Here is a 23,694-nt window from a genome sequence, read left to right as displayed (position 1 = left end):
ACTGCTCGTAAATGATCGTTCCCACGCGTGGGAACGATCAACGCGCCCCGTTGAACCGCGATGGCGTAACCCAACCCAAATCAGTCGGTGGCCGGCTGTGGGCTCAGCCACCCGCGAATTCGCCGGTACAACTGCTCTTGCTCGGCCGAGCTGTTACCGGGCAGGGTCTTCAGTGACACCTGTTTATAACCGTCATTCTTCGCCCGCTTGGCCGCCTGAACACGTGCCAATGCATCCTTGCGCTCTTGTGCGCCGTCTTGATAGAACACATCCGCCGTAGGCACTTTCAGCGTAGGCGCGAGTTTTTGCAGGTCTGGCTGCCGAGCCACCGGCGTCTTGCCGGCCACCATCACCAGCTTCTGCACCTGAGATGGCTGCTTCTCGCTCAGGTAACGCGCCGCCCACCAGGCGCCGGTGCCATGCCCGAGCAGCACTACGCTGCGCGCGCCTTGGGTTAGGGCAAAGGCAACACCGGCGTCGATGCGGTCGAAAATCCGCTTGGCGTCGGTCTTGTCCTGTTCATCTGCGCCCGGCACCACCGCCGGGTCCGTGCCTTCGGCTTCGGCGCTGGCCGCTTGCTCGATGGGTTTGGCGGCCGTGCTGCCGTCTTTGCTGCTGGTGTCGACGGCCGCCTTGGGGGCTTCGATGACCCGCGGTGGCAGCGTGTCCATGTTCACATCCGGCAGCGACAGGCTGAGGGTGCCCCAGTTGGCGTCCGGTAATTTGTTGCGCAACGGCGCGATTGCTTGCGGCCAGTCAGCACTTTCGCCCGCGCCCGGTACGATAATCACCACGCCTTCGGCTTCTGCGCTGTTGGCCGGTTTCCACAGTGCCAGGAACGAATCACTGCCGGCCTGCAACTGTTGCTGCTGTTGCTGGGGAATTATGCGTTCAAGGGCGTTGGCCTCTTCCTTGCTGCGTTCGGGCAAAGCTTGGCGTTCCAGCGGTTTTTCTGCGGTGGATGCGGGTTCGTCGGCGGCCTGAACAGAAAAGACGCTGGTAAATAGCAGCGACAGGCACAATGCTGGCAGTGCCGAGCGGTTTCGATAGGGCATTGTTAAAATCCGGCCAGAAGTGATTACAGCAGCCTAATAGGTTGGTCAGTATTTGTCAGTGATGTGAGACGTGGATCATGGGTTTTCGCTTCCTGCTGATTATAGGCTGTGTGTGTTTTGCCTTGGCCCAGGTCTAAACCCTAGCAGCGATCAACATGTGGGAGGGGGCTTGCTCCCGATGACGGAGTGCCAGCCGACTTATTCATCAACTGACAAAATGCTGTCGGGAGCCAGCCCCCTCCCACAGTGGTTTTGTGTTGGGCCTGAGGTCACCATTACTGCTACTGACCCATCGCTTAGGTCTAAAGCCCGGCAGACGTCAACATGTGGGAGGGGGCTTGCTCCCGATGACGGAGTGCCAGCCGACTTATTCATCAACTGACAAAATGCTATCGGGAGCGAGCCCCCTCCCACAGTGGTTTTGTGTTGGGCCTGAGGTCACCATTACTGTTGCTGACCCACCGCTCAGGTCTAAACCCCAGCAGCCATCAACCTGTGGGAGGGGGCTTGCTCCCGATGGCGGAGTGTCAGCCGACTTATTCATCAACTGACAAAATGCTATCGGGAGCAAGCCCCCTCCCACAGTGATTTTGTATTGGGCCTGAGATCACCATTACTGTTGCTGACCCACCGCCCAAGTCTAAAGCCCGGCAGCGATCAACATGTGGGAGGGGGCTTGCTCCCGATCACGGAGTGTCAGCCGACTATTCATCAACTGACAAAATGCTATCAGGAGCCAGCCCCCTCCCACAGTGGTTTTGCGTTGGGCCTGAGGTCGCCATTACTGTTGCTGACCCACCGCCCAGGTCTAAAGCCCGGCAGCCATCAACATGTGGGAGGGGGCTTGCTCCCGATGGCGGAGTGCCAGCCGACTTATTCATCAACTGACAAAACGCTATCGGGAGCCAGCCCCTCCCACAGTGGTTTTGTGTTGGCCGGGTAATGACCATTCAGCTGCTGAATGGAAGACAACGCTTTTCAGTCAGCTACTCTCAATGCCAGCCCATCTATTAATAAGAGGCCGCGCACATGAGTACTTCCTCATTCAAGATCGCCCACAAACTGCTGACCGGCGCGGGTGCCATTGAGCAATTGGCTGCCGAACTCACGCGCCTGGATGTAGATAACCCGCTGATCGTCACCGATGCCGCGCTGGTCAAATCCGGCACGGTTGCCCTGGCGTTGGCGCACTTGGGCGACCGCGCCTACGAGATTTTCGACCGCGTGCTGCCCGACCCGGAAATCGCCATCGTCGAAGACTGCATGCGCGTGTACCGCGAGGGCGGGCATGACGGCCTGATCGGCCTGGGCGGCGGCAGTGCTATCGACATTGCCAAGAGCGTCGCGGCCTATGCCGGTTACCACGGCGCACTGGCGGACCTGTTCGGCGTCGATCAAGTGCCGCGTAAAGGCCCGCCGCTGATCGCCATCCCGACCACCGCCGGTACGGGCTCGGAAGTCACCAATGTGGCGATCCTTTCCGACAAAGTCGCGCAGCTGAAAAAAGGCATCGTCAGCGACTACTTGCTGCCGGATGTGGCTCTGATCAGCCCGCAAATGACCCTCACCTGCCCGCGCAGCGTCACCGCCGCCAGTGGCGTGGATGCGCTGGTGCACGCGATCGAATCCTATCTGTCGCTGAACGCCTCGCCGATCACCGACGCGCTGGCCATCGGCGCGGTCAAGCTGATCGCCAACGCGCTGCCCAAGGCCTACGCCAACCCTGCCAACCTGCAGGCGCGCGATGACATGGCCACCGCCAGCCTGATGGCCGGCATGGCATTCGGCAATGCCGGCGTGGGCGCGGTGCATGCGTTGGCGTACCCGCTGGGCGGGCGCTTCAATATCGCCCACGGCGTGAGCAATGCCTTGTTGCTGCCCTACGTGATGCACTGGAACAAGCTGGCCTGTGTCGAGCGCATGCGCGACATTGCCCAAGCCATGGGCGTAAACGTAACGGGTTTGAGTGTTAACGATGCCGCCGACCAGGCCGTAGAGGCGATGACGCGACTTTGCGCCGCGGTCGAGATCCCGGCGGGCCTGCGCACCTTCGGGGTTCCCGAGGATGCTATCGCGGGCATGGCCACGGAAGCGGCGGGCATCGAGCGGCTGATGCGCAACAATCCGCGCAAGCTCAGCGCGGCGGATATCGAGAAAATCTACCGGGCAGCTTACTAGTCGTTGAGTCAGGTCACGGTGCGCAGGGCAAAGCATGAGGTATACAATGCGCGCCATCGTGATTTAGCTCAAAAAGGTGCGTCATGCAGCCCTTCGTTATCGCTCCATCGATTCTCTCCGCCGATTTCGCCCGCCTCGGTGAAGAAGTGGACAAGGTGTTGGCCGCCGGTGCCGACTTCGTGCACTTCGATGTCATGGACAACCACTACGTGCCCAACCTGACCATCGGCCCGATGGTTTGCGCGGCGTTGCGCAAGTACGGCATCACAGCGCCGATTGATGCGCACCTGATGGTCAGCCCGGTAGACCGCATCATCGGTGACTTCGTTGAAGCCGGCGCGACCTACATCACCTTCCACCCCGAAGCCTCGCTGCACGTCGACCGCACCCTGCAACTGATCCGCGAAGGCGGCTGCAAGGCGGGCCTGGTATTTAACCCGGCCACGCCGCTGAGCGTGCTTGAGTACGTGATGGACAAGGTCGACATGGTCTTGCTGATGAGCGTCAACCCGGGTTTCGGCGGGCAGAAGTTCATCCCCGGCACCCTCGACAAGCTGCGCCAGGCGCGTGCGCTGATCGATGCCTCGGGGCGTGACATCCGCCTGGAAATCGACGGTGGGGTCAACGTCAATAACATCCGCGAAATCGCCGCTGCCGGTGCCGACACGTTCGTCGCGGGCTCGGCGATCTTCAATGCGCCGGACTACCAGCAAGTCATCGACACGATGCGAGCCGAACTGGCGCTGGCGCGTCCATGAGCGGCTTCGAGCAGTTGTTCCCCGGCAAACTGCCACGGCTGGTGATGTTCGATCTGGACGGTACCTTGATCGACTCGGTGCCAGACCTGGCAGCAGCCGTGGACGAGATGCTGCTCAAGCTGGGGCGCAAGCCGGCCGGGGTCGAGTCGGTACGCGACTGGGTCGGCAACGGCGTGCAGATGCTGGTGCGCCGCGCGTTGGCCAACCACATCAACGCCGAAGGGGTGGACGACGTCGAGGCCGAGCACGCGCTGGGGTTATTCAACGCGGCGTATGAAAGCAGCCACGAGCTGACGGTGGTGTACCCCGGCGTGCGCGACACCCTCAAGTGGCTGCACAAGCAAGGCGTGGAAATGGCCTTGATCACCAACAAACCGGAGCGTTTTGTTGCGCCGCTGTTGGACCAGATGAAAATTGGCCGGTATTTTCGCTGGATCATCGGTGGCGATACCTTGCCGCAAAAGAAACCCGACCCGGCGGCGCTGTTTTTCGTGATGAAAATGGCCAATATCCCGGCCTCACAGTCGTTGTTTGTCGGTGATTCGCGCAGCGATGTACTCGCCGCAAAAGCTGCGGGCGTGCAGTGTGTGGCGCTGAGCTACGGCTATAACCATGGCCGGCCGATTGCCGAAGAATCGCCAGCACTGGTGATTGATGATCTGCGGTTGCTAATCCCCGGTTGCTTGGGAGCGGGCGCTGAGATAACGTTGCCCGATACCGACTCAACCCCTTCTGGAAATCCCATCGTGGTGGTCACTCGCAAACTCTGGATGAAAGTCATCAAGGCCCTGGCCCGCTGGCGTTGGCGCGCCTGACCGAGCCTGGCCGCGCTGCGGCACGTTTGCACACCTGACCGTTTGACCCTCAAGCCACGAGGCACCCCATGATCCGCGAAGAATTCCTGCGTTTGGCCGATGCCGGCTACAACCGTATTCCCTTGGCCTGCGAAACCCTGGCCGACTTCGATACGCCGCTGTCGATCTACCTGAAGCTGGCCGATGCGCCCAATTCCTACTTGTTGGAATCGGTGCAGGGCGGCGAAAAATGGGGCCGTTACTCGATCATCGGCCTGCCGTGCCGTACCGTACTGCGCGTGCATGACCACCATGTGAGCATTACGCATGACGGCGTCGAGATCGAAAGCCTTGATGTAGAAGACCCGTTGGCCTTTGTCGAAGCATTCAAGGCGCGCTACAACGTGCCGACCATTGCTGGCCTGCCGCGTTTCAACGGCGGGCTGGTCGGTTACTTCGGCTACGACTGCGTGCGCTACGTCGAAAAACGCTTGGGCAAATGCCCGAACCCGGACCCTCTGGGCGTGCCGGATATTCTGCTGATGGTGTCTGATGCGGTGGTGGTGTTCGACAACCTCGCCGGCAAGATGCACGCGATTGTGCTCGCCGACCCGTCCCAGGCGGACGCCTTCGAGCAAGGCCTGGCCAGCCTTGAAGCGCTGATGGAAAAACTGCGTCAGCCGATCACTCCGCGTCGCGGCCTGGACCTCAGCCGTCCACCGGCCGCCGACCCGGTGTTTCGCTCCAGTTTTACCCAGGCTGACTACGAGCGCGCGGTCGATACGATCAAGGACTACATCCTGGCCGGTGACTGCATGCAAGTGGTGCCGTCGCAACGCATGTCCATCGACTTCAAGGCCGCGCCGATCGACCTGTACCGCGCGCTGCGTTGCTTCAACCCGACGCCGTACATGTTCTTCTTCAATTTTGGCGACTTCCACGTCGTGGGCAGTTCGCCAGAAGTGTTGGTGCGCGTCGAGGACAACCTGATCACCGTGCGCCCGATCGCCGGTACTCGCCCGCGTGGCGCGACCGAAGAAGCCGATTTGGCGCTGGAAAAGGACCTGCTGAGCGACGCCAAGGAAATCGCCGAGCACTTGATGCTCATCGACCTGGGCCGCAACGACACCGGGCGCGTCTCGGAAATCGGCTCGGTGAAGCTCACCGATAAGATGGTTATCGAGCGTTACTCCAACGTGATGCACATCGTCTCCAACGTCACTGGCGAGCTGAAAGCCGGGTTGACCGCGATGGATGCGCTGCGGGCGATTCTGCCGGCGGGCACCTTGTCGGGCGCGCCTAAAATTCGCGCGATGGAAATTATCGACGAACTGGAGCCGGTCAAGCGTGGCGTCTACGGCGGCGCCGTGGGGTACTTTGCCTGGAATGGCAATATGGACACTGCGATTGCGATCCGTACCGCCGTCATCAAGAACGGCGAGTTACATGTGCAGGCGGGCGGCGGAATTGTTGCCGACTCGGTGCCGGCCCTCGAATGGGAAGAAACCCTGAACAAACGCCGCGCGATGTTCCGCGCAGTGGCGTTGGCAGAGCAACCCCCACAAGGCTGAAGCCAGATGAAAGTCCAAATGTGGGAGGGAGCAAGCTCCTTCCCACATGGGTTTTCGGGCTTAGAAATCCAGGCTTACCCCGACACTGGCGCCTTGCTGGGTGAAGCTGTCGTCCTTGCGCACGTTATAAGCCGCGCGTAACGCCAGCGCCTCAGTCAGTTTGTGGCTGACGCCGAGGCTCAAGCGGTCCGAATTGCTGCGCGGTGTATAGCCGTCAAGTTTGAAGTCAATTGCTTGCACGCTGTTCAGCGAAATGTTCACCTTTTGGGTGTCATTTTCGAACTCATGCTCGTGGGCCACTTCGCCAAACACCTGAGTCTGCGCAGTGATGCGGTAGCTGCCCTGCAGGCCAACGCCGAGGCGCTTGGAGTCGCGTTGCTGGTCGTCGAATGTCAGCGCGGTGGAGCGGTTGTCTTTCTCCGAATAGCCATTCACTTCTACGCGCGCATAGTCGGCGCTGATGAAGGGTGACAGGTGCCAGTCGCTGCCGGCACCGGCAATGTCATAGCCCAAACGGCTGCTCAAGGCCCACAGCCAGCCATCGGTGTCGCCTTTCTCCGAGCCTTCGCTGACGCCGAGGGCGAACGTGCGTTTGAGGCTGTCGAAGTCCAGTTTGCCGCCGGTCAAGGCTACGTCGGCCCACCAGTGATTCTGTTGATACTGGGCGAACGCGGTGCCCATGTAGCTGTTGAGTTTGTAGTCCGAATCGCTGGCGCCAGCTTCGAGCGTCTGCCGATACAGCCCGGCTGCAACGCCCACACGCCAGTTCTCGTCGAGCCGGTAGCTGCCGCCGATATTCAGGCTATAGCCACTGCCGTCGCCGCTGGCCGAACTGCTTTGATCGTCGAAGTCCAGGCGTTGCCCACCGCTAGCCACAATGGCCCGCCACTGCCCGACGGCTTGCCAGTTGCCGTTGTCGGCTTGCCATTGGTTGCGCAATTCATCCTGGTGGGCGCGCACTGTGCCTTGGGCCATTTCCGGCAGCAACGACAGTTCCCATCGCGCCGCGAGCAGGGAATAGGCGTAGTCGGCGATCAAGCGTTGCCCGGCGATGGTGGGGTGCACCGCGTCGTTGTAGATCAGCTTGGTCGGGTCCGGGTTGGTGCCGCCGATGCCATAGGTCGGGTTGGCGGTGCAACCGTTGCCGCTGAAGCAGGTGCCGGTGAGGTTTTGCCCGGTGGCCAGGCCAAAGCGGGCTGGGTCGGCGAAGCTTTCTTGCAGCAACAACGGAATATTCAGTGGGATGATCTGGGCATCGATCTGCGACAGGCGTTGCACCAGCGCCTGGTTGAAAACACTGCTCAGCGCCGAACTCGTCGCCTGCAACGGGGTGCCGTTGATGGCCGGGGTCAGGCCAAGGTCGGGCAGCATCCACACCATGATGTAGCGCGCGCCGGCTTGTTGCAGCGTTTGGGCACTGTCGGCCAGGCGCCCGCCCGCGGCAACGGCTTGGCCGGCGCTGAGCACGCGCCCTTGCAGGAAGTCATTGCCGCCACCCGAAATAAAGTACAGCGCGTTGGGGTCGGCCCGCCCGCCGTTTGCCGGTAGATAACCCTGACGGCTGCGCAGCACGGTGCCGCCACCGGTGTTTCCAGGTGGAATCGTCGCATTGGAGACCGAGTTGATCGAGTCCAGGATATTGTCGGTACGGTAGCCGCCGACTGCCCAGTTGTTTCCGTCCGGCAAGCCTTGCGCGGCACGCACCGGTGAGGTCGAGGCATTCAGGTCGTTTGGCGCAACGCCCAGCTTTGAGCCCAACAAGGTTGATGACACCAGGCCAAAATCGCCCTGGAACGTCGGCCCGGTTCGGTTGGTGTAGCGCAAGGTGGCGCCATTCGAGCCGTCGGCGAGTTGGCCGGCGTCGGCCAGGCTATCGCCGAAAACCACCATGGTTGTGTACGGCGAAGGTGCTGCCAATGCTTGCGCGCAGGCCAGTGACAGGAGGCAGCCGGCCAGTGGCGCGAAAAACGGTGGTCTGAGCATGCGGGATTCCATCTCGTTATTTTTGTATCGGAAGCGAAACACTAATAATGTATTCAGGCTTTTCATCGAAGAAAACAGTTTTTTCCGATAAACACTCTGCGGTGATGCCCCCGTATTCGCTGCGCCATATTGCACCGCTGGCGAGGCTACGTTACTGTGCTGAAACGTATGAATGAGACCCTCCCCGTGTTGATTATCAGCAAACTCTTGATGCGAGTAATCAAGGCACACGCCCGTTGGCGTTGGCGCGCCTGACATTTTCTCTGCCGGCCCGGCCGGACCTGTACCGATTTGCCTTCTTCACCTGTTGTTTGACGCCCCTTGCCGACTAACCCCGGCAACCGGAACGTGCGTCTGGCAGCGGGTCACTCTCTTGGAAGGCGGTCATTCGAAATCAGTGAATTCAAGAGGTTTGAACCCACATGTTGCTGATGATTGATAACTACGATTCCTTTACCTATAACGTTGTGCAGTACTTGGGCGAACTCGGTGCCGAGGTCAAGGTGGTGCGCAATGACGAGCTGACCGTCGCCGAGATTGCCGCCCTGAGCCCGGAGCGCATCGTGGTTTCGCCTGGTCCTTGCACGCCGACTGAGGCGGGTATTTCCCTCGAAGCCATTCAGTATTTCGCCGGCAAGTTGCCGATTTTGGGCGTGTGCCTGGGGCATCAGTCCATCGGCCAGGCCTTTGGTGGTGACGTGGTGCGTGCACGCCAGGTGATGCACGGCAAGACCAGCCCGGTATTCCATACAGATGTAGGCGTATTCAATGGCCTCAACCTGCCGGTGACCGTCACCCGTTACCACTCGCTGGTGGTCAAGCGCGAAACCCTGCCGGAATGCCTCGAAGTCACGGCCTGGACCCAATTGGAAGATGGCTCGGTCGACGAGATCATGGGCCTGCGCCACAAGACATTGAATATCGAAGGGGTGCAATTTCACCCTGAATCGATCTTGACCGAGCAGGGCTACGAGCTGTTCGCTAACTTTCTCAAGCAGAGCGGCGGCACGCGCTAAGGACTTTCCATGGATATCAAGACAGCCCTGAGCCGTATCGTCGGCCATCTGGACCTGAGCACCGCTGAAATGAGCGATGTGATGCGCGAGATCATGACCGGCCAATGCACCGACGCGCAGATCGGCGCGTTCATGATGGCCATGCGCATGAAGAGCGAAAGCATCGACGAAATCGTCGGCGCCGTGTCGGTGATGCGTGAGCTGGCGGACAAGGTCGAGCTGAAGACCCTCGACGGCGTCGTCGATGTGGTGGGCACCGGCGGTGATGGTGCGAATATTTTCAACGTGTCGACCGCGGCCTCTTTTGTGGTTGCGGCGGCCGGTTGCACAGTGGCCAAGCACGGTAACCGCGCGGTCTCCGGCAAGAGCGGCAGCGCCGACTTGCTGGAAGCGGCCGGGATCTATCTGAACCTCACGCCGGTACAAGTGGCGCGGTGCATTGACAGTGTGGGTATTGGCTTCATGTTTGCCCAGTCGCACCACGGCGCGATGAAACACGCCGCCGGCCCGCGCAAGGACCTTGGCTTGCGCACCCTGTTCAACATGCTTGGCCCGCTTACGAATCCGGCCGGTGTGAAACATCAGGTAGTCGGGGTGTTCAGCCAGGCGCTGTGCCGGCCATTGGCCGAAGTGTTGCAGCGCATGGGCAGCAAACATGTGTTGGTGGTGCACTCCAAAGATGGCCTGGACGAATTCAGCCTGGCGGCACCGACCTTTGTGGCGGAGCTGAAGAATGACCAAATCAGCGAGTATTGGGTCGAGCCCGAAGACCTCGGCATGAAGAGCCAGAGTTTGCATGGCCTGGCCGTTGAAAGCCCGGCAGCATCGCTGGAACTGATTCGCGATGCCTTGGGGCGCCGCAAGACTGAAAACGGCCAGAAAGCTGCAGAAATGATTGTTCTGAATGCTGGCGCGGCGCTTTACGCGGCGGACCATGCTTATAGTCTCAAAGAAGGTGTCGCCTTGGCCCACGATGCGTTACACACCGGGCTGGCTCGCGAAAAACTCGAAGAGCTGGGAGCCTTTACCGCTGTGTTCAAAATGGAGAATGAAGGATGAGTGTTCCGACCGTTCTGGAAAAAATTCTCGCGCGCAAGGCTGAAGAAGTTGCCGAGCGACGTGCGCGTGTCAGCCTCGCCGAGTTGGAAGGCTTGGCGAAAAGCGCCGATGCGCCGCGTGGCTTTGCCGATGCGCTGATAAAGCAGGCCAGAGAAAAGCAGCCCGCGGTGATTGCCGAGATTAAAAAAGCCTCACCCAGCAAAGGCGTGATTCGCGAGATCTTCATTCCCGAAGAGATTGCCAAAAGCTATGAGAAGGGTGGCGCAACGTGCCTCTCGGTGCTGACCGACATCGACTATTTCCAGGGCAGCGACCTCTTCCTGCAACAGGCTCGCGCTGCGTGCAAGTTGCCGGTCATCCGTAAGGATTTCATGGTCGACCCGTACCAGATTATCGAAGCGCGTGCCTTGGGCGCGGACTGCGTGCTGCTGATCGTTTCGGCACTGGATGACGTGAAGCTGGCTGAGTTGGCGGCCGTGGCCAAAAGCGTTGGCCTGGATGTATTGGTAGAAGTGCACGACGGCGATGAGCTGGAGCGTGCACTGAAAACCCTCGACACACCGCTGGTCGGGGTCAACAACCGAAACTTGCACACGTTCGAAGTCAGCCTCGAAAACACCCTCGACCTGTTGCCGCGTATTCCGCGTGATCGGCTGGTGATCACCGAAAGCGGCATCGTCAACCGCGCCGACGTAGAACTGATGGAAATCAGCGGCGTGTACTCGTTCCTGGTCGGCGAAACCTTCATGCGCGCCGAAAACCCTGGGGCGGAACTGCAGCGTCTGTTCTTCCCAGAGCGTGGCGTGGCGGCGGTCAGTGGTTCGACCCTGGATTGACCTGAAACACGATCAACGTGGGGAGGGCGCAAGCCCCTTCCCACATTGGGTGTTGTGTTTATTCAGATGGGTAGGTGTTTGATGACTCAGCCAGTCAGGATGACCGTTGAAGCAGGGCTTGCCGCCGAGCAGGACTTGTTGGCTGCCGTTTGCGCCGGTGAGCAGGCATTTGGGCTGCTGTTCTGGCAGCCCAGCGATCAAGCGTTGGTCATGCCGCGTCGTTTGAGCCGCTTGCCAGCCTTTGATGCGGCCAGCACAGTCTCTTCAGATGCTGGTTGGCCGGTGTTGCTGCGCGAAACCGGCGGCGAACCGGTGCCGCAGTCTGCCGCTACGGTCAACATCGCCCTGGTTTACGCGCCGCCGCGCAGCGAAGGCGATCAAGGGCGCATCGAAACCGGTTACCAGCGTTTGTGCCAGCCGATCTGCGATGCGTTGATCGCGTTGGGCGGTGATGCCAGTCTCGGTGAAATCGACGGTGCATTCTGCGATGGCCGTTACAACGTCAACCTCAACGGCCGCAAGATGGTCGGCACCGCCCAGCGCTGGCGGCAAAGTGCGGGTCGCCCGGTGGGGTTGGTGCACGGGGCGTTGTTGCTGGATAACGACCGCGAGGAATTGATCGCGGCGGTCAATCGCTTCAATCAAGCGTGCGGGCTTGAGCAGCGGGTGCGTGCCGACAGCCACATCGCGCTGCATGAAGCCTTCCCCGCAGCAGATGTGCTTAGCCAGCTCGACCGCGCGTACCGCCAGATGCTGGCCGGTTTCCCAGCGGTTTAACGTGTACCGAACACCACCATCGTCTTGCCTTTGACGTTTACCAGGTTGCGCTCTTCCAGGTCTTTGAGCACGCGACCGACCATTTCCCGTGAACAGCCGACAATGCGCCCGATTTCCTGGCGCGTGACTTTTATCTGCATACCATCCGGGTGGGTGATGGCGTCGGGCTGTTTACACAATTCCAGCAAGCAGCGCGCAACCCGGCCGGTGACGTCAAAAAACGCCAGGTCGCCCACTTTGCGTGTGGTGTCGCGCAGGCGCTGGGCGATCTGGCCGCTCAGGGCGTAGAGGATGTCCGGGTCCTGTTGGGCCAATTCACGGAATGTGGTGTAACTGATTTCGGCGACTTCACATTCCACCTTGGCCCGCACCCACGCGCTGCGTTTCTGTTCTTTACCGGCTTGTTCAAACAGCCCCAACTCGCCAAAAAAATCCCCTGTATTGAGGTAGGCGATGATCATCTCGCGGCCCTCTTCATCCTCGATCAGGATGGTCACCGAGCCTTTGATAATGAAGAACAGTGTTTCGGAGCGTTCGCCCGCGCAAATAATGTTGTGCTTGGCCGGGTAACGCCGGCGTTGGCAGTGCATCAGCAGCTTGTCGAGATTCTTGATCTTGGGTGTGGGAGTCAGAGCAACCATGGTTGTATCCCGAAAAGACTGCGCGATGTGGTTGGATTTATTCTTTCAGCGTGTCGTGATTGATACACGCAGTACAAAGCATGGCGATGCGCCATTCATTTGGCGCCAGCTTAACAGACACATTCTGTCTCGATTGGGGAATTTATCCGGCAACCGGCTGACATTGGTGGTTTTTATGCAGAGCGCTGTGGTTGCAAGGCCCTGTGCTAAGCTGGCGACCCTTTTTTAGCAGTGGAGTCTGGGCGATGAAGGCACGCATCCAATGGGCGGGCGAGGCCATGTTCCTCGGTGAATCAGGCAGTGGTCATGTGGTGGTCATGGACGGCCCGCCGGAAGCCGGTGGGCGTAACCTCGGCGTACGCCCGATGGAAATGCTCCTGCTGGGTGTCGGCGGTTGCAGCAATTTCGACGTGGTCAGCATTCTGAAGAAGTCCCGCCAGGCCGTGGAAAGCTGCGAAGCGTTCCTGGAAGCCGAGCGCGCGACTGAAGACCCCAAAGTATTTACCAAAATCCACATGCATTTCGTGGTGAAGGGGCGGGCGCTGAAGGAAGCTCAGGTCAAGCGTGCCATCGAGTTGTCGGCTGAGAAGTACTGCTCGGCGTCGATCATGCTCGGCGCGGCCGGTGTGGCCATCACCCATGATTACGAAATCATCGAGCTGGGCTGATCATTGCAGGCTGTTGCAGGAGCCAAGCGTTCGCCGCGCTCCTGCACAGTGCCGTCAGACGCGGTAAGTGCTTTTGGTCATGACTTTGGCCAGCAGGCTCATGCCGAACCGCACGGGCGCCGGGAAGCGAAAGCCACCGGCATCCAAAGCGCTGTCTGCGTGGTGCTGTTCATCAATGCGCATCTGCTCAAGAATGGCGCGGGATTTCTCGTCCTCGGCCGGCAGTTGCTCCAGGTGTTCATCCAGGTGCTTGCACACCTGATGTTCCGTCGCGGCGACAAACCCGAGGCTGACCTTGTCGCTGATCAGGCCCGCGGCCGCGCCAATACCGAACGACAGACCATAAAACAGTGGGTTCAGCACGCTCGGGTGGCTACCCAGTTGGCGAATACGTTGCTCGCACCACGCCAAGTGGTCGATCTCTTCTTCGGCAGCATGCTCCATTGCGGCGCGCACTTGCGGCAGCTTGGCGGTCAGCGCCTGGCCCTGGTACAGCGCCTGGGCACAGACTTCGCCGGTATGGTTGATGCGCATCAGGCCGGCGACGTGGCGCGTGTCGGTCTCGCTCATCTGCGCATCGGGCTGCACGATGGCGGGCGATGGGCGATACGGTTGGCCACTGAACGGCAGCAACGTGCGCATGGCGGTGTCGGCTTGCAGCAACAGACGGTCAATCGGCGAGTAGTGACGTTGGGTAGTCATGCTGACCTCCGGAAGAATCTCGGCGGTCAGTTTACCGCAAGAGAGGGCGAAGCGTTTGTGCTGAGTCAATTTGCCTTTGTGGCAAGGGCACTCAGCCCGGCGGCCAGTGCATCTGGCGTTGGCCGAGCACGTGCATATGAATGTGATAGACGGTTTGCCCGCCCTCTTCATTGCAGTTCATGACCACGCGAAAACCCTTCTCACAGCCTTGTTCCACCGCCAGCCGCTGGGCGGTGAACAGAATGTGCCCCGCCAGGGCTTTGTCGTCTTCGGTCAGGTCATTGAGGGTGCGAATGGGTTTTTTCGGGATGACCAGAAAATGCACTGGCGCCTGCGGTGCTATGTCGTTGAACGCCAGCACCTGATCATCTTCGTAAATGATCGTGGCGGGTATTTCTCTGTTGATGATTTTGGTGAACAGAGTATCCACAGCTGTGTCTCCATTATGAAAGTGCAAGGGCAGTGTACCCAGCCTGTCAGCGCGGGCAATAGGCCTTGTTGATCGCGCCGGCTATCTTGCGCGTCAGCCAACGCGGGGTGAAACGCGGGCTGAGGGTGAGCCAGCGGTTGCGTCGCCCAGGAATAATGATCGCGCGGTTTTTTTCCAGCGCGCGCACGGTGTAGAGCGCCACTTCTTCGGCACTCATCAGTGTTGTGCTGCGGTCGAGTTTGGCCGTGTCCATTTGCGCGGTGCCGAAGAACGCCGTGCGCGTGGGGCCAGGGCAGAGCACCGAGACCTTGATGCCGCAGGTTTTCAACTCTTCGCGCAGGCCTTCGGAGAAGTGCAACACATAGGCCTTGCTGGCGTAATAGCTGCTCATCCAGGGGCCCGGCTGAAAGGCTGCGATTGAGGCGACATTGAGTATCTGCCCGCCGCCGTGCAGCGCCATGGCGTTGCCCAGAGCGTGGCACATGCGGGTCAGGGCCAGAATGTTGACTTCAATCAGGTCTTGTTCAGTCATCCAGTCCTGAGCCAAAAATGGCCCGCTGGTGCCGATCCCGGCGCAATTGACCAACAGGTCGATCTGCCGCTCACCTTCTTCAAGTTCCAGCAGAAAACCCGACAAACGCAGCGGCTCGCCCAGGTCACAGGCACGAAACAGCACCTCGACGCCAAAGCGTTGAGTCAATTCGATTGCAATACTTTCCAACTGATCACGCTGGCGGGCTACCAAAATCAAGCTGCGGCCGCGACGGGCCAATGCTTCGGCCAAGGCCAGGCCGATGCCGCTGGAAGCACCGGTGATCAGAGCGTAACGGGTCATGCCTTTCTCCATCGCAACGCGACCGTGCCTGTGACAGAGGCATCACAGGCGACGGGCGTTTTCTCACTGTTCTGGAGAGTCTACAGGTTCGGCTGTGTCGTCAGCACTTTGCACGTCTTCTTCATCAACGTTCGCGCTTTGATCGGCGGCGTCATCAGAGGTGATCGAGCTGCTTTCGTAGCGATTGCCCAGGTTGGCTTCGAGCTGGTCAAAGTAGCCGTTCATGCCCAGTGCGAGCGCGATGGCGAGTATCACCGGAATGAACGCCAGCCACAGGGCAGCGAGCACTTTTACCGCTTTGGAGTTGCGCGGCGGCGGCGGGCCGTATTGGTTGGCGCCGGTATTGCCCGGCAGCACCAGCAACAGCAGTGGGAAAATACTGTTCACCAGCGGCACCAGGTTCAGCAGGTACAGCCAGCCGGACCAGCCAAGGTCGTGCAGGCGCTGCACACCGATTTGTACGCTGACGCACACCAGCGCCACAAACAGCGCCAGCCCCAGCAGCACGCCGAGAATGGTGCCCGCAGTCGGCGAGGCGGTCGCTACGGCGAAGCTCGCCGTGCTGATGATGCCCGAGGCGACCAGCATGGCAACCGACATAACCAGCGTCCAGGCCAGGTAGCGCAGGCGGCCGATGCGCCCGTGGGTGGTGAAGACTTTAAGTGTCGAGAACTCTGCGGTGTGGTCTCCGACTGCCGCGCGTGGCGGGGCATACGGCGACGCCGAAGGGTTTGCAAAATCAGCGGCAGCAGGCGCCGTCTCGTTGGTTTTATCCAGGCTGAAGGTTAGCGGCTGTTCAGGCTCGATACGCGCATCGACGCCAGCGTTTTTCAACGCGAGCAGGTAGGTGTCTGCATCGGCGCTGGAGAGGTCACGCTTAAGCGCAACCGTGCTGCCGGTGAAGAGCCTTTCGATGGCTTGCACATCGCACTTGAACAGTTCAGCGAGGTTCAGCTTGGCAGTAGTGCTTTCGACGCCTGGGAGCAAGGCTCCGTCAAACACAATCTTGAAACGGTTGTCGCTCATGCAGGCATCCTTGTCACTTGATCAGGAAGGGGAGTGCAGGCCAGCTTCAGTCGGCAGGCCTGGTGGTTGTCAGCGTGGCCAGTGTAACTGCGCTGCGTGTTCGCGCGCCTTGCGGTATTCGGCATCCAGGCGAGTAATCAGTTCACCAACGCTGGGCAAGTCATCAATTTCGCCGACACCTTGGCCGGCAGACCATACGGTCTTCCATGCCTTGGCTTCGTCGCCCAATGGTTTGAGCTTGGCGCCGGCGCTGCCGTCACCGTTGGCCTGCAGCGCTTTGATGTCGAAGCCGGCGTTTTCCAGGCTCTGGCGCATAAAACTTGCGGGTACTCCTGAGACGGCGGGCGTGTGCACAATGTCGGCGGCGCGTGAGGTCAGCAGCATCTCTTTATACGCGTCCGGGGCGTGGCTTTCGGTGGTGCCGATAAAGCGCGTACCGAAATACGCGAGGTCTGCGCCCAGCAATTGGGCGGCAAGGATCTCGTGCCCGTGGTTAAGGCAGCCGGCCAACAGCAGGGTTTTATCGAAGAACTGGCGAATCTCGGCGATTAGCGCGAACGGGCTCCAGGTGCCTGCGTGGCCACCGGCGCCTGCGGCCACCGCAATCAGGCCGTCAACCCCGGCTTCGGCAGCCTTTTCGGCATGGCGCCGAGTGGTGACGTCGTGAAACACCAGGCCACCGTAACTGTGCACGGCATCGACCAGTTCCTTTACCGCGCCCAGGCTGGTAATGACAATCGGCACTTTGTGCTCGACGCAGATCGCCAAGTCGGCTTCAAGCCGTGGGTTGCTGTTGTGCACGATCAGGTTGACCGCATAGGGCGCGGGGTTGTCGAGTTGCGCCAGGCCCGCTTCGATTTCTTCCAGCCAAGCCTTGAAGCCGCTGCTTTCGCGTTGGTTGAGCGCCGGGAAACTCCCGACCACCCCGTTACGGCAGCAGGCCAGTACCAGTTGCGGATTGGAAATCAGAAACATCGGCGCCACCACTACAGGCAAGCGCAGACGTTGTTCAAGCAAAGCGGGCAGCGACATCGTAATGACCCCAAGTGATTGACGTTAGAACGGTTTGACCACAACCAAAATTACGATAGCCAGCAATATCAGCACGGGCACTTCATTGAACCAGCGATAAAACACATGGCTACGCGTATTTTCGCCACGCGCAAAGCGTTTTACCTGCGCGCCGCACATATGGTGGTAACCAATAAGCAGCACTACCAGGGTCAGCTTGGCGTGGATCCAGGCGCCTGATTGAAAAATAGCCGGGTTAAGGATGATCAACCAGATGCCCAATACCAGGCTGGCGATCATCGAAGGGCCCATGATGCCGCGGTAGAGCTTGCGCTCCATCACGCAGAAGCGGTCTTTGCTGACGGTGTCCTTGCTTTGAGCGTGGTAGACGAACAGGCGCGGCAGGTAGAACAGCGCGGCAAACCAGCACACGATGGCGACGATATGGAAAGCTTTGACCCATAAATAGAGCATTTTTAGTTATTCCCAGGTTCACGGTAATAGGGATAGTAGTGGCTGATGCGCCCATACGTCACGTTGATGGTTGTCGCAGGACGGTACGGCCCCTATTATCGACGGCTTTCCAATGGGTTCGTTGAGGGCAGTTTTATGGTCAAGGTCGGTATCGTCGGCGGCACGGGTTACACCGGTGTCGAGTTGCTGCGTCTGTTGGCTCAGCATCCGCAAGCTGAGGTGGTGGTCATCACCTCCCGATCCGAGGCCGGGCTGGCTGTTGCCGATATGTACCCGAACCTGCGAGGTCACTATGACGGCCTGGCGTTCAGCGTCCCGGACATCAAGACCCTTGGCGCTTGTGATGTGGTGTTCTTTGCCACGCCTCACGGTGTTGCGCATGCCTTGGCTGGCGAACTGCTGGCGGCCGGCACCAAGGTCATTGACCTGTCGGCTGACTTCCGCTTGCAGGATGCCGATGAGTGGGCCAAGTGGTACGGCCAGCCGCACGGTGCACCGGAGCTGCTTGAGGAGGCCGTATATGGTCTGCCGGAAGTCAATCGTGAGCAGATCAAGCAGGCGCGTCTGATCGCGGTGCCGGGTTGCTATCCGACCGCTACGCAGCTGGGTTTCCTGCCGTTGCTGGAGGCCGGGCTGGCGGACGCTACGCGTTTGATCGCCGACTGCAAATCGGGCGTCAGCGGTGCCGGTCGCGGTGCGGCGGTAGGGTCGCTGTACTCCGAGACGTCGGAAAGCATGAAAGCCTATGCGGTAAAAGGGCATCGCCACTTGCCTGAAATCCGCCAGGGGCTGCGTCGTGCAGCCGGTAAGGACGTGGGCCTGACCTTCGTGCCGCACCTTACGCCGATGATCCGTGGCATTCACTCCACGTTGTACGCAACCGTCGTGGACCGCTCGGTGGACCTGCAAGCGCTGTTTGAAAAACGTTATGCCAACGAACCGTTCGTCGATGTCATGCCTGCCGGTAGCCATCCGGAAACCCGCAGTGTGCGCGGCGCCAATGTGTGCCGTATTGCCGTGCACCGTCCGCAGGATGGCGACCTGGTGGTGGTGCTTTCGGTGATCGATAACTTGGTCAAGGGCGCGTCGGGCCAGGCAGTGCAGAACATGAACATCCTGTTCGGCCTGGACGAGAAGCTCGGCCTGTCGCATGCAGGCATGCTGCCTTAAAGGCAGCGGCAAGCTACGAGCTACGAGCTACAAGCTACAAGCGAAAAGTCGCAGGCTGTAAGATCTGAGCTTGAAGCTTGAAGCTTGAAGCTCACATCTGCCTTTGCTCCCTTAATAGTTGACCGATTTTCTAGGAGAAGCGGATAATACCGCCCATTACGCATATGGCGGCGTTACGCCGGGAGATTATCAGCATGAGCGTTGAATCCTTCACCCCCACGGCTTTGCAATTCACCCACGGTGCTGCGCACAAGGTGAAGAGCCTGGTCGATGAAGAGGGTAATGATCGCTTGAAGCTGCGCGTATTTGTTACGGGCGGCGGTTGTTCAGGGTTTCAGTACGGTTTTACCTTCGATGAAGAAGTGGCCGATGACGACACCATCGTCGAGCGCGAGGGCGTCAGCCTGGTCGTGGACCCGATGAGCTTCCAATACTTGGCAGGCGCCGAGGTGGATTACCAGGAAGGTCTGGAGGGTTCGCGCTTCGTGATCAAGAACCCTAACGCTACTACCACCTGTGGTTGCGGGTCTTCGTTCTCGATCTGATCGACAGACTGGCTCAGGGCGAATAAAAACGCCGCGTGGCTTGATAAGCCACGCGGCGTTTTGCTGTCTGCCGATTATGCCGGGCAGTCACGCCGGGTAGATCGCGCCCAGCACACGCAGCCCACGGGCGCCAGTCACGCTGGGGCGATTGGCGGCAATGCCCTCAAGGCAGCAATGGGCCAACCACGCGAACGCCATGGCTTCGACCCAATCCGGGTCCACTCCGTAAGTGGCGGTGCTGCTGACATGGGTGGACGCCAGTAGCGCCGCCAGACGGTTCATCAGCGTGGCGTTGTGCGCGCCGCCCCCACAAATCAACAGCGTTTCAGTCTCTGCCTGGGCCGCTTGCAGCGACTCGACGATGGTCAGGGCGGTCAGCTCAAGCAGCGTGGCCTGCACATCCTGCGGCTGGAAAGCCGGCAGACGGCTGAGGTGCTGTTGCAGCCATCCGAGGTTGAAGACTTCGCGCCCGGTACTTTTCGGGCCTTTGGTCACAAAGAACGGATCGCTGAGCAAGGCATTCAGTAGTTGAGGCTGGACCTCGCCAGTGGCTGCCCACTCGCCGCCGCGATCAAAGTGCTCGCCGCGTTGTTGGTGTATCCAGGCATCGAGCAGCACATTGCCCGGGCCACAGTCGAAGCCGGCGACCGGTTTGCCGGTCTCGATCAGGCTGAGGTTGCTGAACCCGCCGATATTCAACACGGCACGGTTGCCGCGGCTTTCACCAAACAAGGCTTCATGAAAGGCTGGCACCAGCGGTGCGCCTTGGCCACCGGCGGCAACGTCGCGGCTGCGAAAGTCGCTGACCACGGTGATGCCGGTCAATTCGGTGAGCAATGCAGGGTTGCCGATCTGTACGGTAAAACCGCGTGCCGGTTCATGGCGAATGGTTTGCCCGTGGCTACCAATGGCGCGGATGTCTTGAGGTGTTAAGTGCTGCTGGTTCAACAGGGTGTGAATGCCTTGGGCGGCAAGCGTGACCCAGTGTTGTTGGGCAATTGCCGAACGAGCGATCTCGTCCGGGCCGCTGGCGCACAGGCCCAATAGCTCAGTGCGCAGGGCATCAGGCATCGGAATGTAGTGAGTGGCGATCAAATTGATCGCCGGGTCTTGCTCGATCAGGGCGATATCCAGGCCATCGAGGCTGGTCCCGGACATCACACCTATATAGAGCGGCATACCTTAACGCTTCGCCGAAGCCAGCAGGGTGGAGCGTTCCTGGTCCATGCGGGCCATCAGCGGTTGGCTCTGTTGCAGGAAACGAGCGCGCTCGGCCTTGGCGATCGGGTCAGCCATTGGCAGCTTCTGGCCCAGCGGGTCGACGTGCACGCCATTGACCTGGAATTCATAGTGCAAGTGCGGGCCCGTGGACAGGCCGGTAGTGCCGATATAACCGATTACTTGCCCTTGCTTCACGGTGCCGCCGGTCGAAACGCCTTTGGCGAAGCCTTGCATGTGGCCGTACAGCGTACGGTAAGTGTTGCCGTGCTGGATGATCACGGTATTGCCGTAGCCACCGCGACGCCCGGCCAGCAGTACTTTGCCATCACCGGCTGCCTTGATCGGCGTGCCGCGTGGGGCAGCGTAATCGACGCCTTTGTGCGCGCGGATTTTGTTCAAAATCGGGTGCTTGCGGCCCATGGAGAAGCGCGAGCTGATACGCGCGAAATCCACTGGTGTACGAATGAAGGCCTTGCGCATGCTGTTGCCGTCAGCCGTGTAATAGCTGCTGGTGCCTTGTTTGTTGGTGTAGCGAACCGCCGTGTAGGTCTTGCCACGGTTAGTGAAGCGTGCAGAAAGAATGTTGCCGGTGCCCACGACTTTGCCATTGGCGACTTTCTGTTCGTAGATCACGTCGAACTCGTCGCCCTGGCGAATATCCTGAGCGAAGTCGATGTCGTAGCCAAACACGCTGGCCATGTCCATGGTCATGCTGTGGGACAAGCCGGCGCGGGCGGCGGACTGTGACAGTGAGCTGTTGATCACGCCGTGCACGTAGGCGGAGCGCATCACCGGCTTGGTGGTGATGCGGTTGAACGCAAAGCCTTTGGCGCTCTTGGTCAGGGTGATGCTTTCGAGGTCGCTGACGCTGCTGTGCAGGTTGTTCAACTGGCCGTCGGGCGCCAATTCAAACTCGAGTTTCTGACCGTGTTTGAGCTGGGTGAATTGTTTGGCTTGTTTATCGCTCGCCAACACCTCATTAACAGTAGCGGCGGGCAGGCCAACCTTTTCGAACAGCGTTGAAAGCGTATCGCCTTTGGCCACGATCACTTCGCGGTGCAGAGGGTTCTTGGCAGCAGGCGCCGCAGGCTGGTCTTGAGCGGCCTGCCGCGTGTCTTCGGGCGTGCTGTCTATCTGCGCAAAGGGTGATTCAGCAGGTGCATTTGTGGCTTGTTGTGTGTCGGCAGCGTCTTGGTCTTGTGTCAGTTGCTCAGCGGGACTTTCCAGGTCAAGGCTCAGGGAGGTTCGTTTGGCTTCTACGTCACTGGAAGGGAATACCAGGAGTGCCAGGCTGAGGAGGGCGGCGATACCACTTGCGGCGAGCAGGTGGGTCTTCGGGTAAAGCGGCGGCGCTTTAGACGGTTCTGTGGTCATAAGTAATTTTGACTTTGAAGATGAAATGGAAAAGATGAATGACATGATGAAGATGAAATAACTGTATAAAATATAACCAAATCATCTGTGGCGCAAGCTCGCGAACGCTGGGCTTGCCGAACGGTGGCCGTGCGCAGGGCAAAACTTGTAATTAGTCCCTGATCTTGTATGGTTGGTTCCCTTTTGAATCTGAGCCTTGCGGGTCTGTTATGAAGTCGGTTGAAGAGCAGCTAGCGCTGATAAAACGTGGTGCGGAAGAACTGTTGGTCGAGGCCGAGCTGGTTGAAAAGCTCAAACGTGGCCAACCCTTGCGGATCAAGGCTGGCTTTGATCCTACGGCACCGGATCTGCACCTCGGCCACACCGTGCTTATTAATAAGCTGCGTCAGTTCCAGGAGCTGGGGCATCAGGTCATCTTCCTTATAGGTGACTTCACCGGGATGATCGGTGATCCGAGCGGCAAAAGCGCAACGCGTCCACCGCTGACGCGTGAGCAGGTTCTGGCGAATGCCGAGACCTACAAGACTCAGGTGTTCAAGATTCTCGACCCGGCCAAGACCGAGGTGGCGTTCAACTCCACCTGGATGGACCAGATGGGGCCGGCGGACTTCATTCGCCTGACGTCCCAGTACACCGTTGCACGCATGCTTGAGCGTGATGATTTCGACAAGCGCTACTCCACCCATCAACCCATCGCTATTCACGAGTTCCTCTACCCACTGGTTCAGGGTTATGACTCGGTGGCGTTGCGGGCGGATGTTGAGCTGGGTGGCACAGACCAGAAATTCAACCTGCTGATGGGGCGTGAGCTGCAGCGTGCGTATGGGCAAGAGGCTCAGTGCATTCTGACCATGCCGTTGCTGGAGGGGTTGGATGGCGTCAAGAAGATGTCCAAGTCCTTGGGTAACTATGTAGGTATCCAGGAAGCACCGGGCGTGATGTACGGCAAGCTGGTTTCGATTCCGGATGCGCTGATGTGGCGTTACTTCGAGCTGTTGAGCTTCCGCTCGATGGATGAGATCAATGCGCTGCGTGCAGAAGTAGAGGCGGGTGCGAATCCGCGTGATGTGAAGATCAAGCTGGCGGAAGAGATCGTTGCGCGTTTCCATGGTGACGAGGCTGCGGCCAGCGCTCACCGTGCAGCGGGTAATCGCATGAAGGATGGCGAGTTGCCGGATGATCTGCCGGAGATCGAGCTGACTGCTACCGAGGCGATGCCAATTGCTGCCGTCCTTAATAAGGCGGGCTTGGTGAAGAACTCGGCGGTTGCGCGTGACCTTCTGGCTTCCGGCGGTGTGCGTATAGATGGTGAGGTTGTGGATCGCACCTTTATATACGAGCTGGGCGCTACCCACGTCTGCCAGGCCGGGAAGAAGGCATTTGCGCGTATTTCGCTCAAATCCGAATAAACCTGCAATTAAGTGTTGACGGCGTTTTATATCTGTCTATAATTCGCCCCACTTCCGGCGCAGTCGAAACGGAAAACTCCTTGGTAAACAAAGAGTTATGCGAGATTCGACAGCGAGTTGCTTCAGTTCATCGAAGCCCAGAAGGAGTTGGTAGGGCGGTG

The 23,694-nt window shown here is 59.6% G+C and carries 23 protein-coding genes; 12 read left to right on the top strand and 11 right to left on the bottom strand.

Annotated elements, in window-relative coordinates:
- Positions 1-80: 80 nt before the first annotated feature.
- The gene (locus ACOZK9_RS19535; RefSeq protein WP_421556372.1) at positions 81-1,055 is read right to left on the bottom strand and encodes an alpha/beta hydrolase family protein; all 975 of its coding nucleotides are present in this window, start codon (positions 1,053-1,055) and stop codon (positions 81-83) included.
- A 1,029-nt stretch (positions 1,056-2,084) separates the two neighbouring features.
- On the opposite strand from ACOZK9_RS19535, the gene ACOZK9_RS19530 reads away from it, so the two are divergent.
- From ACOZK9_RS19530 to trpE, 4 genes are all read left to right on the top strand, one after another.
- Positions 2,085-3,233 (top strand): iron-containing alcohol dehydrogenase, encoded by a 1,149-nt coding sequence (locus ACOZK9_RS19530; RefSeq protein WP_122251725.1) that lies wholly within the window; start codon positions 2,085-2,087, stop codon positions 3,231-3,233.
- Between the two features lie 83 nt (positions 3,234-3,316).
- Positions 3,317-3,991, top strand: a complete 675-nt coding sequence (gene rpe, locus ACOZK9_RS19525) for a ribulose-phosphate 3-epimerase (protein WP_058415274.1) — start codon at positions 3,317-3,319, stop codon at positions 3,989-3,991.
- Entirely contained in the window at positions 3,988-4,806 is an 819-nt protein-coding gene (locus tag ACOZK9_RS19520) for a phosphoglycolate phosphatase (RefSeq protein WP_058415275.1), read from the top strand. The genes rpe and ACOZK9_RS19520 overlap by 4 nt, the downstream gene beginning before the upstream one ends.
- 68 nt (positions 4,807-4,874) lie before the next feature.
- Positions 4,875-6,356 carry an anthranilate synthase component I gene (gene trpE / locus ACOZK9_RS19515; RefSeq protein ID WP_152749476.1) on the top strand — a complete coding sequence of 494 codons (1,482 nt, stop codon included), beginning with the start codon at positions 4,875-4,877 and terminating at the stop codon, positions 6,354-6,356.
- Between the two features lie 60 nt (positions 6,357-6,416).
- Here the strand turns inward: trpE and estP are convergent, their stop codons facing one another.
- Complete coding sequence (gene estP, locus ACOZK9_RS19510; RefSeq protein WP_421556371.1) at positions 6,417-8,339, bottom strand: esterase EstP; 1,923 nt, start codon at positions 8,337-8,339, stop codon at positions 6,417-6,419.
- A 422-nt stretch (positions 8,340-8,761) separates the two neighbouring features.
- Between estP and ACOZK9_RS19505 the strand changes: the two genes are divergently transcribed.
- The 4 genes from ACOZK9_RS19505 (at position 8,762) to ACOZK9_RS19490 (ending at position 12,027) form a co-directional block, all read left to right on the top strand.
- Positions 8,762-9,355 (top strand): aminodeoxychorismate/anthranilate synthase component II, encoded by a 594-nt coding sequence (locus tag ACOZK9_RS19505; RefSeq protein WP_421556370.1) that lies wholly within the window; start codon positions 8,762-8,764, stop codon positions 9,353-9,355.
- Between the two features lie 9 nt (positions 9,356-9,364).
- Complete coding sequence (gene trpD, locus ACOZK9_RS19500; RefSeq protein WP_058415279.1) at positions 9,365-10,414, top strand: anthranilate phosphoribosyltransferase; 1,050 nt, start codon at positions 9,365-9,367, stop codon at positions 10,412-10,414.
- Positions 10,411-11,250: an indole-3-glycerol phosphate synthase TrpC gene (gene trpC, locus ACOZK9_RS19495; protein WP_152749479.1), complete on the top strand. Its 840-nt coding sequence runs from the start codon at positions 10,411-10,413 to the stop codon at positions 11,248-11,250. The genes trpD and trpC overlap by 4 nt, the downstream gene beginning before the upstream one ends.
- 81 nt (positions 11,251-11,331) lie before the next feature.
- Entirely contained in the window at positions 11,332-12,027 is a 696-nt protein-coding gene (locus tag ACOZK9_RS19490; RefSeq protein ID WP_421556369.1) for a lipoate--protein ligase family protein, read from the top strand.
- On the opposite strand, the gene crp is transcribed toward ACOZK9_RS19490, so the two are convergent.
- Positions 12,024-12,668 carry a cAMP-activated global transcriptional regulator CRP gene (gene crp / locus ACOZK9_RS19485; protein ID WP_058415282.1) on the bottom strand — a complete coding sequence of 215 codons (645 nt, stop codon included), beginning with the start codon at positions 12,666-12,668 and terminating at the stop codon, positions 12,024-12,026. The genes ACOZK9_RS19490 and crp overlap by 4 nt on opposite strands.
- A gap of 245 nt (positions 12,669-12,913) precedes the next feature.
- Between crp and ACOZK9_RS19480 the strand changes: the two genes are divergently transcribed.
- The gene (locus ACOZK9_RS19480) at positions 12,914-13,336 is read left to right on the top strand and encodes an OsmC family protein (protein WP_005792019.1); all 423 of its coding nucleotides are present in this window, start codon (positions 12,914-12,916) and stop codon (positions 13,334-13,336) included.
- A gap of 54 nt (positions 13,337-13,390) precedes the next feature.
- On the opposite strand, the gene coq7 is transcribed toward ACOZK9_RS19480, so the two are convergent.
- The 6 genes from coq7 to hemJ form a co-directional block, all read right to left on the bottom strand.
- A complete protein-coding gene (gene coq7, locus ACOZK9_RS19475) occupies positions 13,391-14,038 on the bottom strand; it encodes a 2-polyprenyl-3-methyl-6-methoxy-1,4-benzoquinone monooxygenase (RefSeq protein ID WP_058415283.1) in 648 nt (215 codons plus the stop codon).
- A 91-nt stretch (positions 14,039-14,129) separates the two neighbouring features.
- A complete protein-coding gene (locus ACOZK9_RS19470; protein ID WP_058415284.1) occupies positions 14,130-14,468 on the bottom strand; it encodes a histidine triad nucleotide-binding protein in 339 nt (112 codons plus the stop codon).
- 46 nt (positions 14,469-14,514) lie between these two features.
- Positions 14,515-15,303: an SDR family NAD(P)-dependent oxidoreductase gene (locus tag ACOZK9_RS19465; RefSeq protein WP_152749482.1), complete on the bottom strand. Its 789-nt coding sequence runs from the start codon at positions 15,301-15,303 to the stop codon at positions 14,515-14,517.
- Positions 15,304-15,366: 63 nt separating this feature from the next.
- Positions 15,367-16,329 (bottom strand): DUF805 domain-containing protein, encoded by a 963-nt coding sequence (locus ACOZK9_RS19460; RefSeq protein ID WP_152747916.1) that lies wholly within the window; start codon positions 16,327-16,329, stop codon positions 15,367-15,369.
- 69 nt (positions 16,330-16,398) lie between these two features.
- On the bottom strand, positions 16,399-17,361 hold the full coding sequence (locus ACOZK9_RS19455) for an NAD(P)H-dependent flavin oxidoreductase (protein ID WP_421556368.1): 963 nt from the start codon (positions 17,359-17,361) through the stop codon (positions 16,399-16,401).
- A 24-nt stretch (positions 17,362-17,385) separates the two neighbouring features.
- Positions 17,386-17,814, bottom strand: a complete 429-nt coding sequence (gene hemJ / locus ACOZK9_RS19450) for a protoporphyrinogen oxidase HemJ (protein ID WP_058415288.1) — start codon at positions 17,812-17,814, stop codon at positions 17,386-17,388.
- A 135-nt stretch (positions 17,815-17,949) separates the two neighbouring features.
- Between hemJ and argC the strand changes: the two genes are divergently transcribed.
- A complete protein-coding gene (argC, locus tag ACOZK9_RS19445; protein WP_122251716.1) occupies positions 17,950-18,984 on the top strand; it encodes an N-acetyl-gamma-glutamyl-phosphate reductase in 1,035 nt (344 codons plus the stop codon).
- 194 nt (positions 18,985-19,178) lie between these two features.
- Positions 19,179-19,529 (top strand): iron-sulfur cluster insertion protein ErpA, encoded by a 351-nt coding sequence (gene erpA / locus ACOZK9_RS19440; protein ID WP_007906865.1) that lies wholly within the window; start codon positions 19,179-19,181, stop codon positions 19,527-19,529.
- An 87-nt stretch (positions 19,530-19,616) separates the two neighbouring features.
- On the opposite strand, the gene ACOZK9_RS19435 is transcribed toward erpA, so the two are convergent.
- Complete coding sequence (locus ACOZK9_RS19435) at positions 19,617-20,708, bottom strand: anhydro-N-acetylmuramic acid kinase (protein WP_421556367.1); 1,092 nt, start codon at positions 20,706-20,708, stop codon at positions 19,617-19,619.
- Between the two features lie 3 nt (positions 20,709-20,711).
- The gene (locus tag ACOZK9_RS19430; RefSeq protein WP_421556366.1) at positions 20,712-22,124 is read right to left on the bottom strand and encodes a peptidoglycan DD-metalloendopeptidase family protein; all 1,413 of its coding nucleotides are present in this window, start codon (positions 22,122-22,124) and stop codon (positions 20,712-20,714) included.
- A 209-nt stretch (positions 22,125-22,333) separates the two neighbouring features.
- Between ACOZK9_RS19430 and tyrS the strand changes: the two genes are divergently transcribed.
- Positions 22,334-23,533, top strand: a complete 1,200-nt coding sequence (tyrS, locus tag ACOZK9_RS19425) for a tyrosine--tRNA ligase (protein WP_152747920.1) — start codon at positions 22,334-22,336, stop codon at positions 23,531-23,533.
- Positions 23,534-23,694 lie beyond the last annotated feature (161 nt).

Source organism: Pseudomonas kitaguniensis, from assembly GCF_049199985.1.
In the GTDB taxonomy this organism is placed as follows: Bacteria; Pseudomonadota; Gammaproteobacteria; order Pseudomonadales; family Pseudomonadaceae; genus Aquipseudomonas; species Aquipseudomonas kitaguniensis.
Note: the sequence above shows the minus strand (reverse complement) of the source record. Positions and strands in the feature narration are given on the sequence as shown.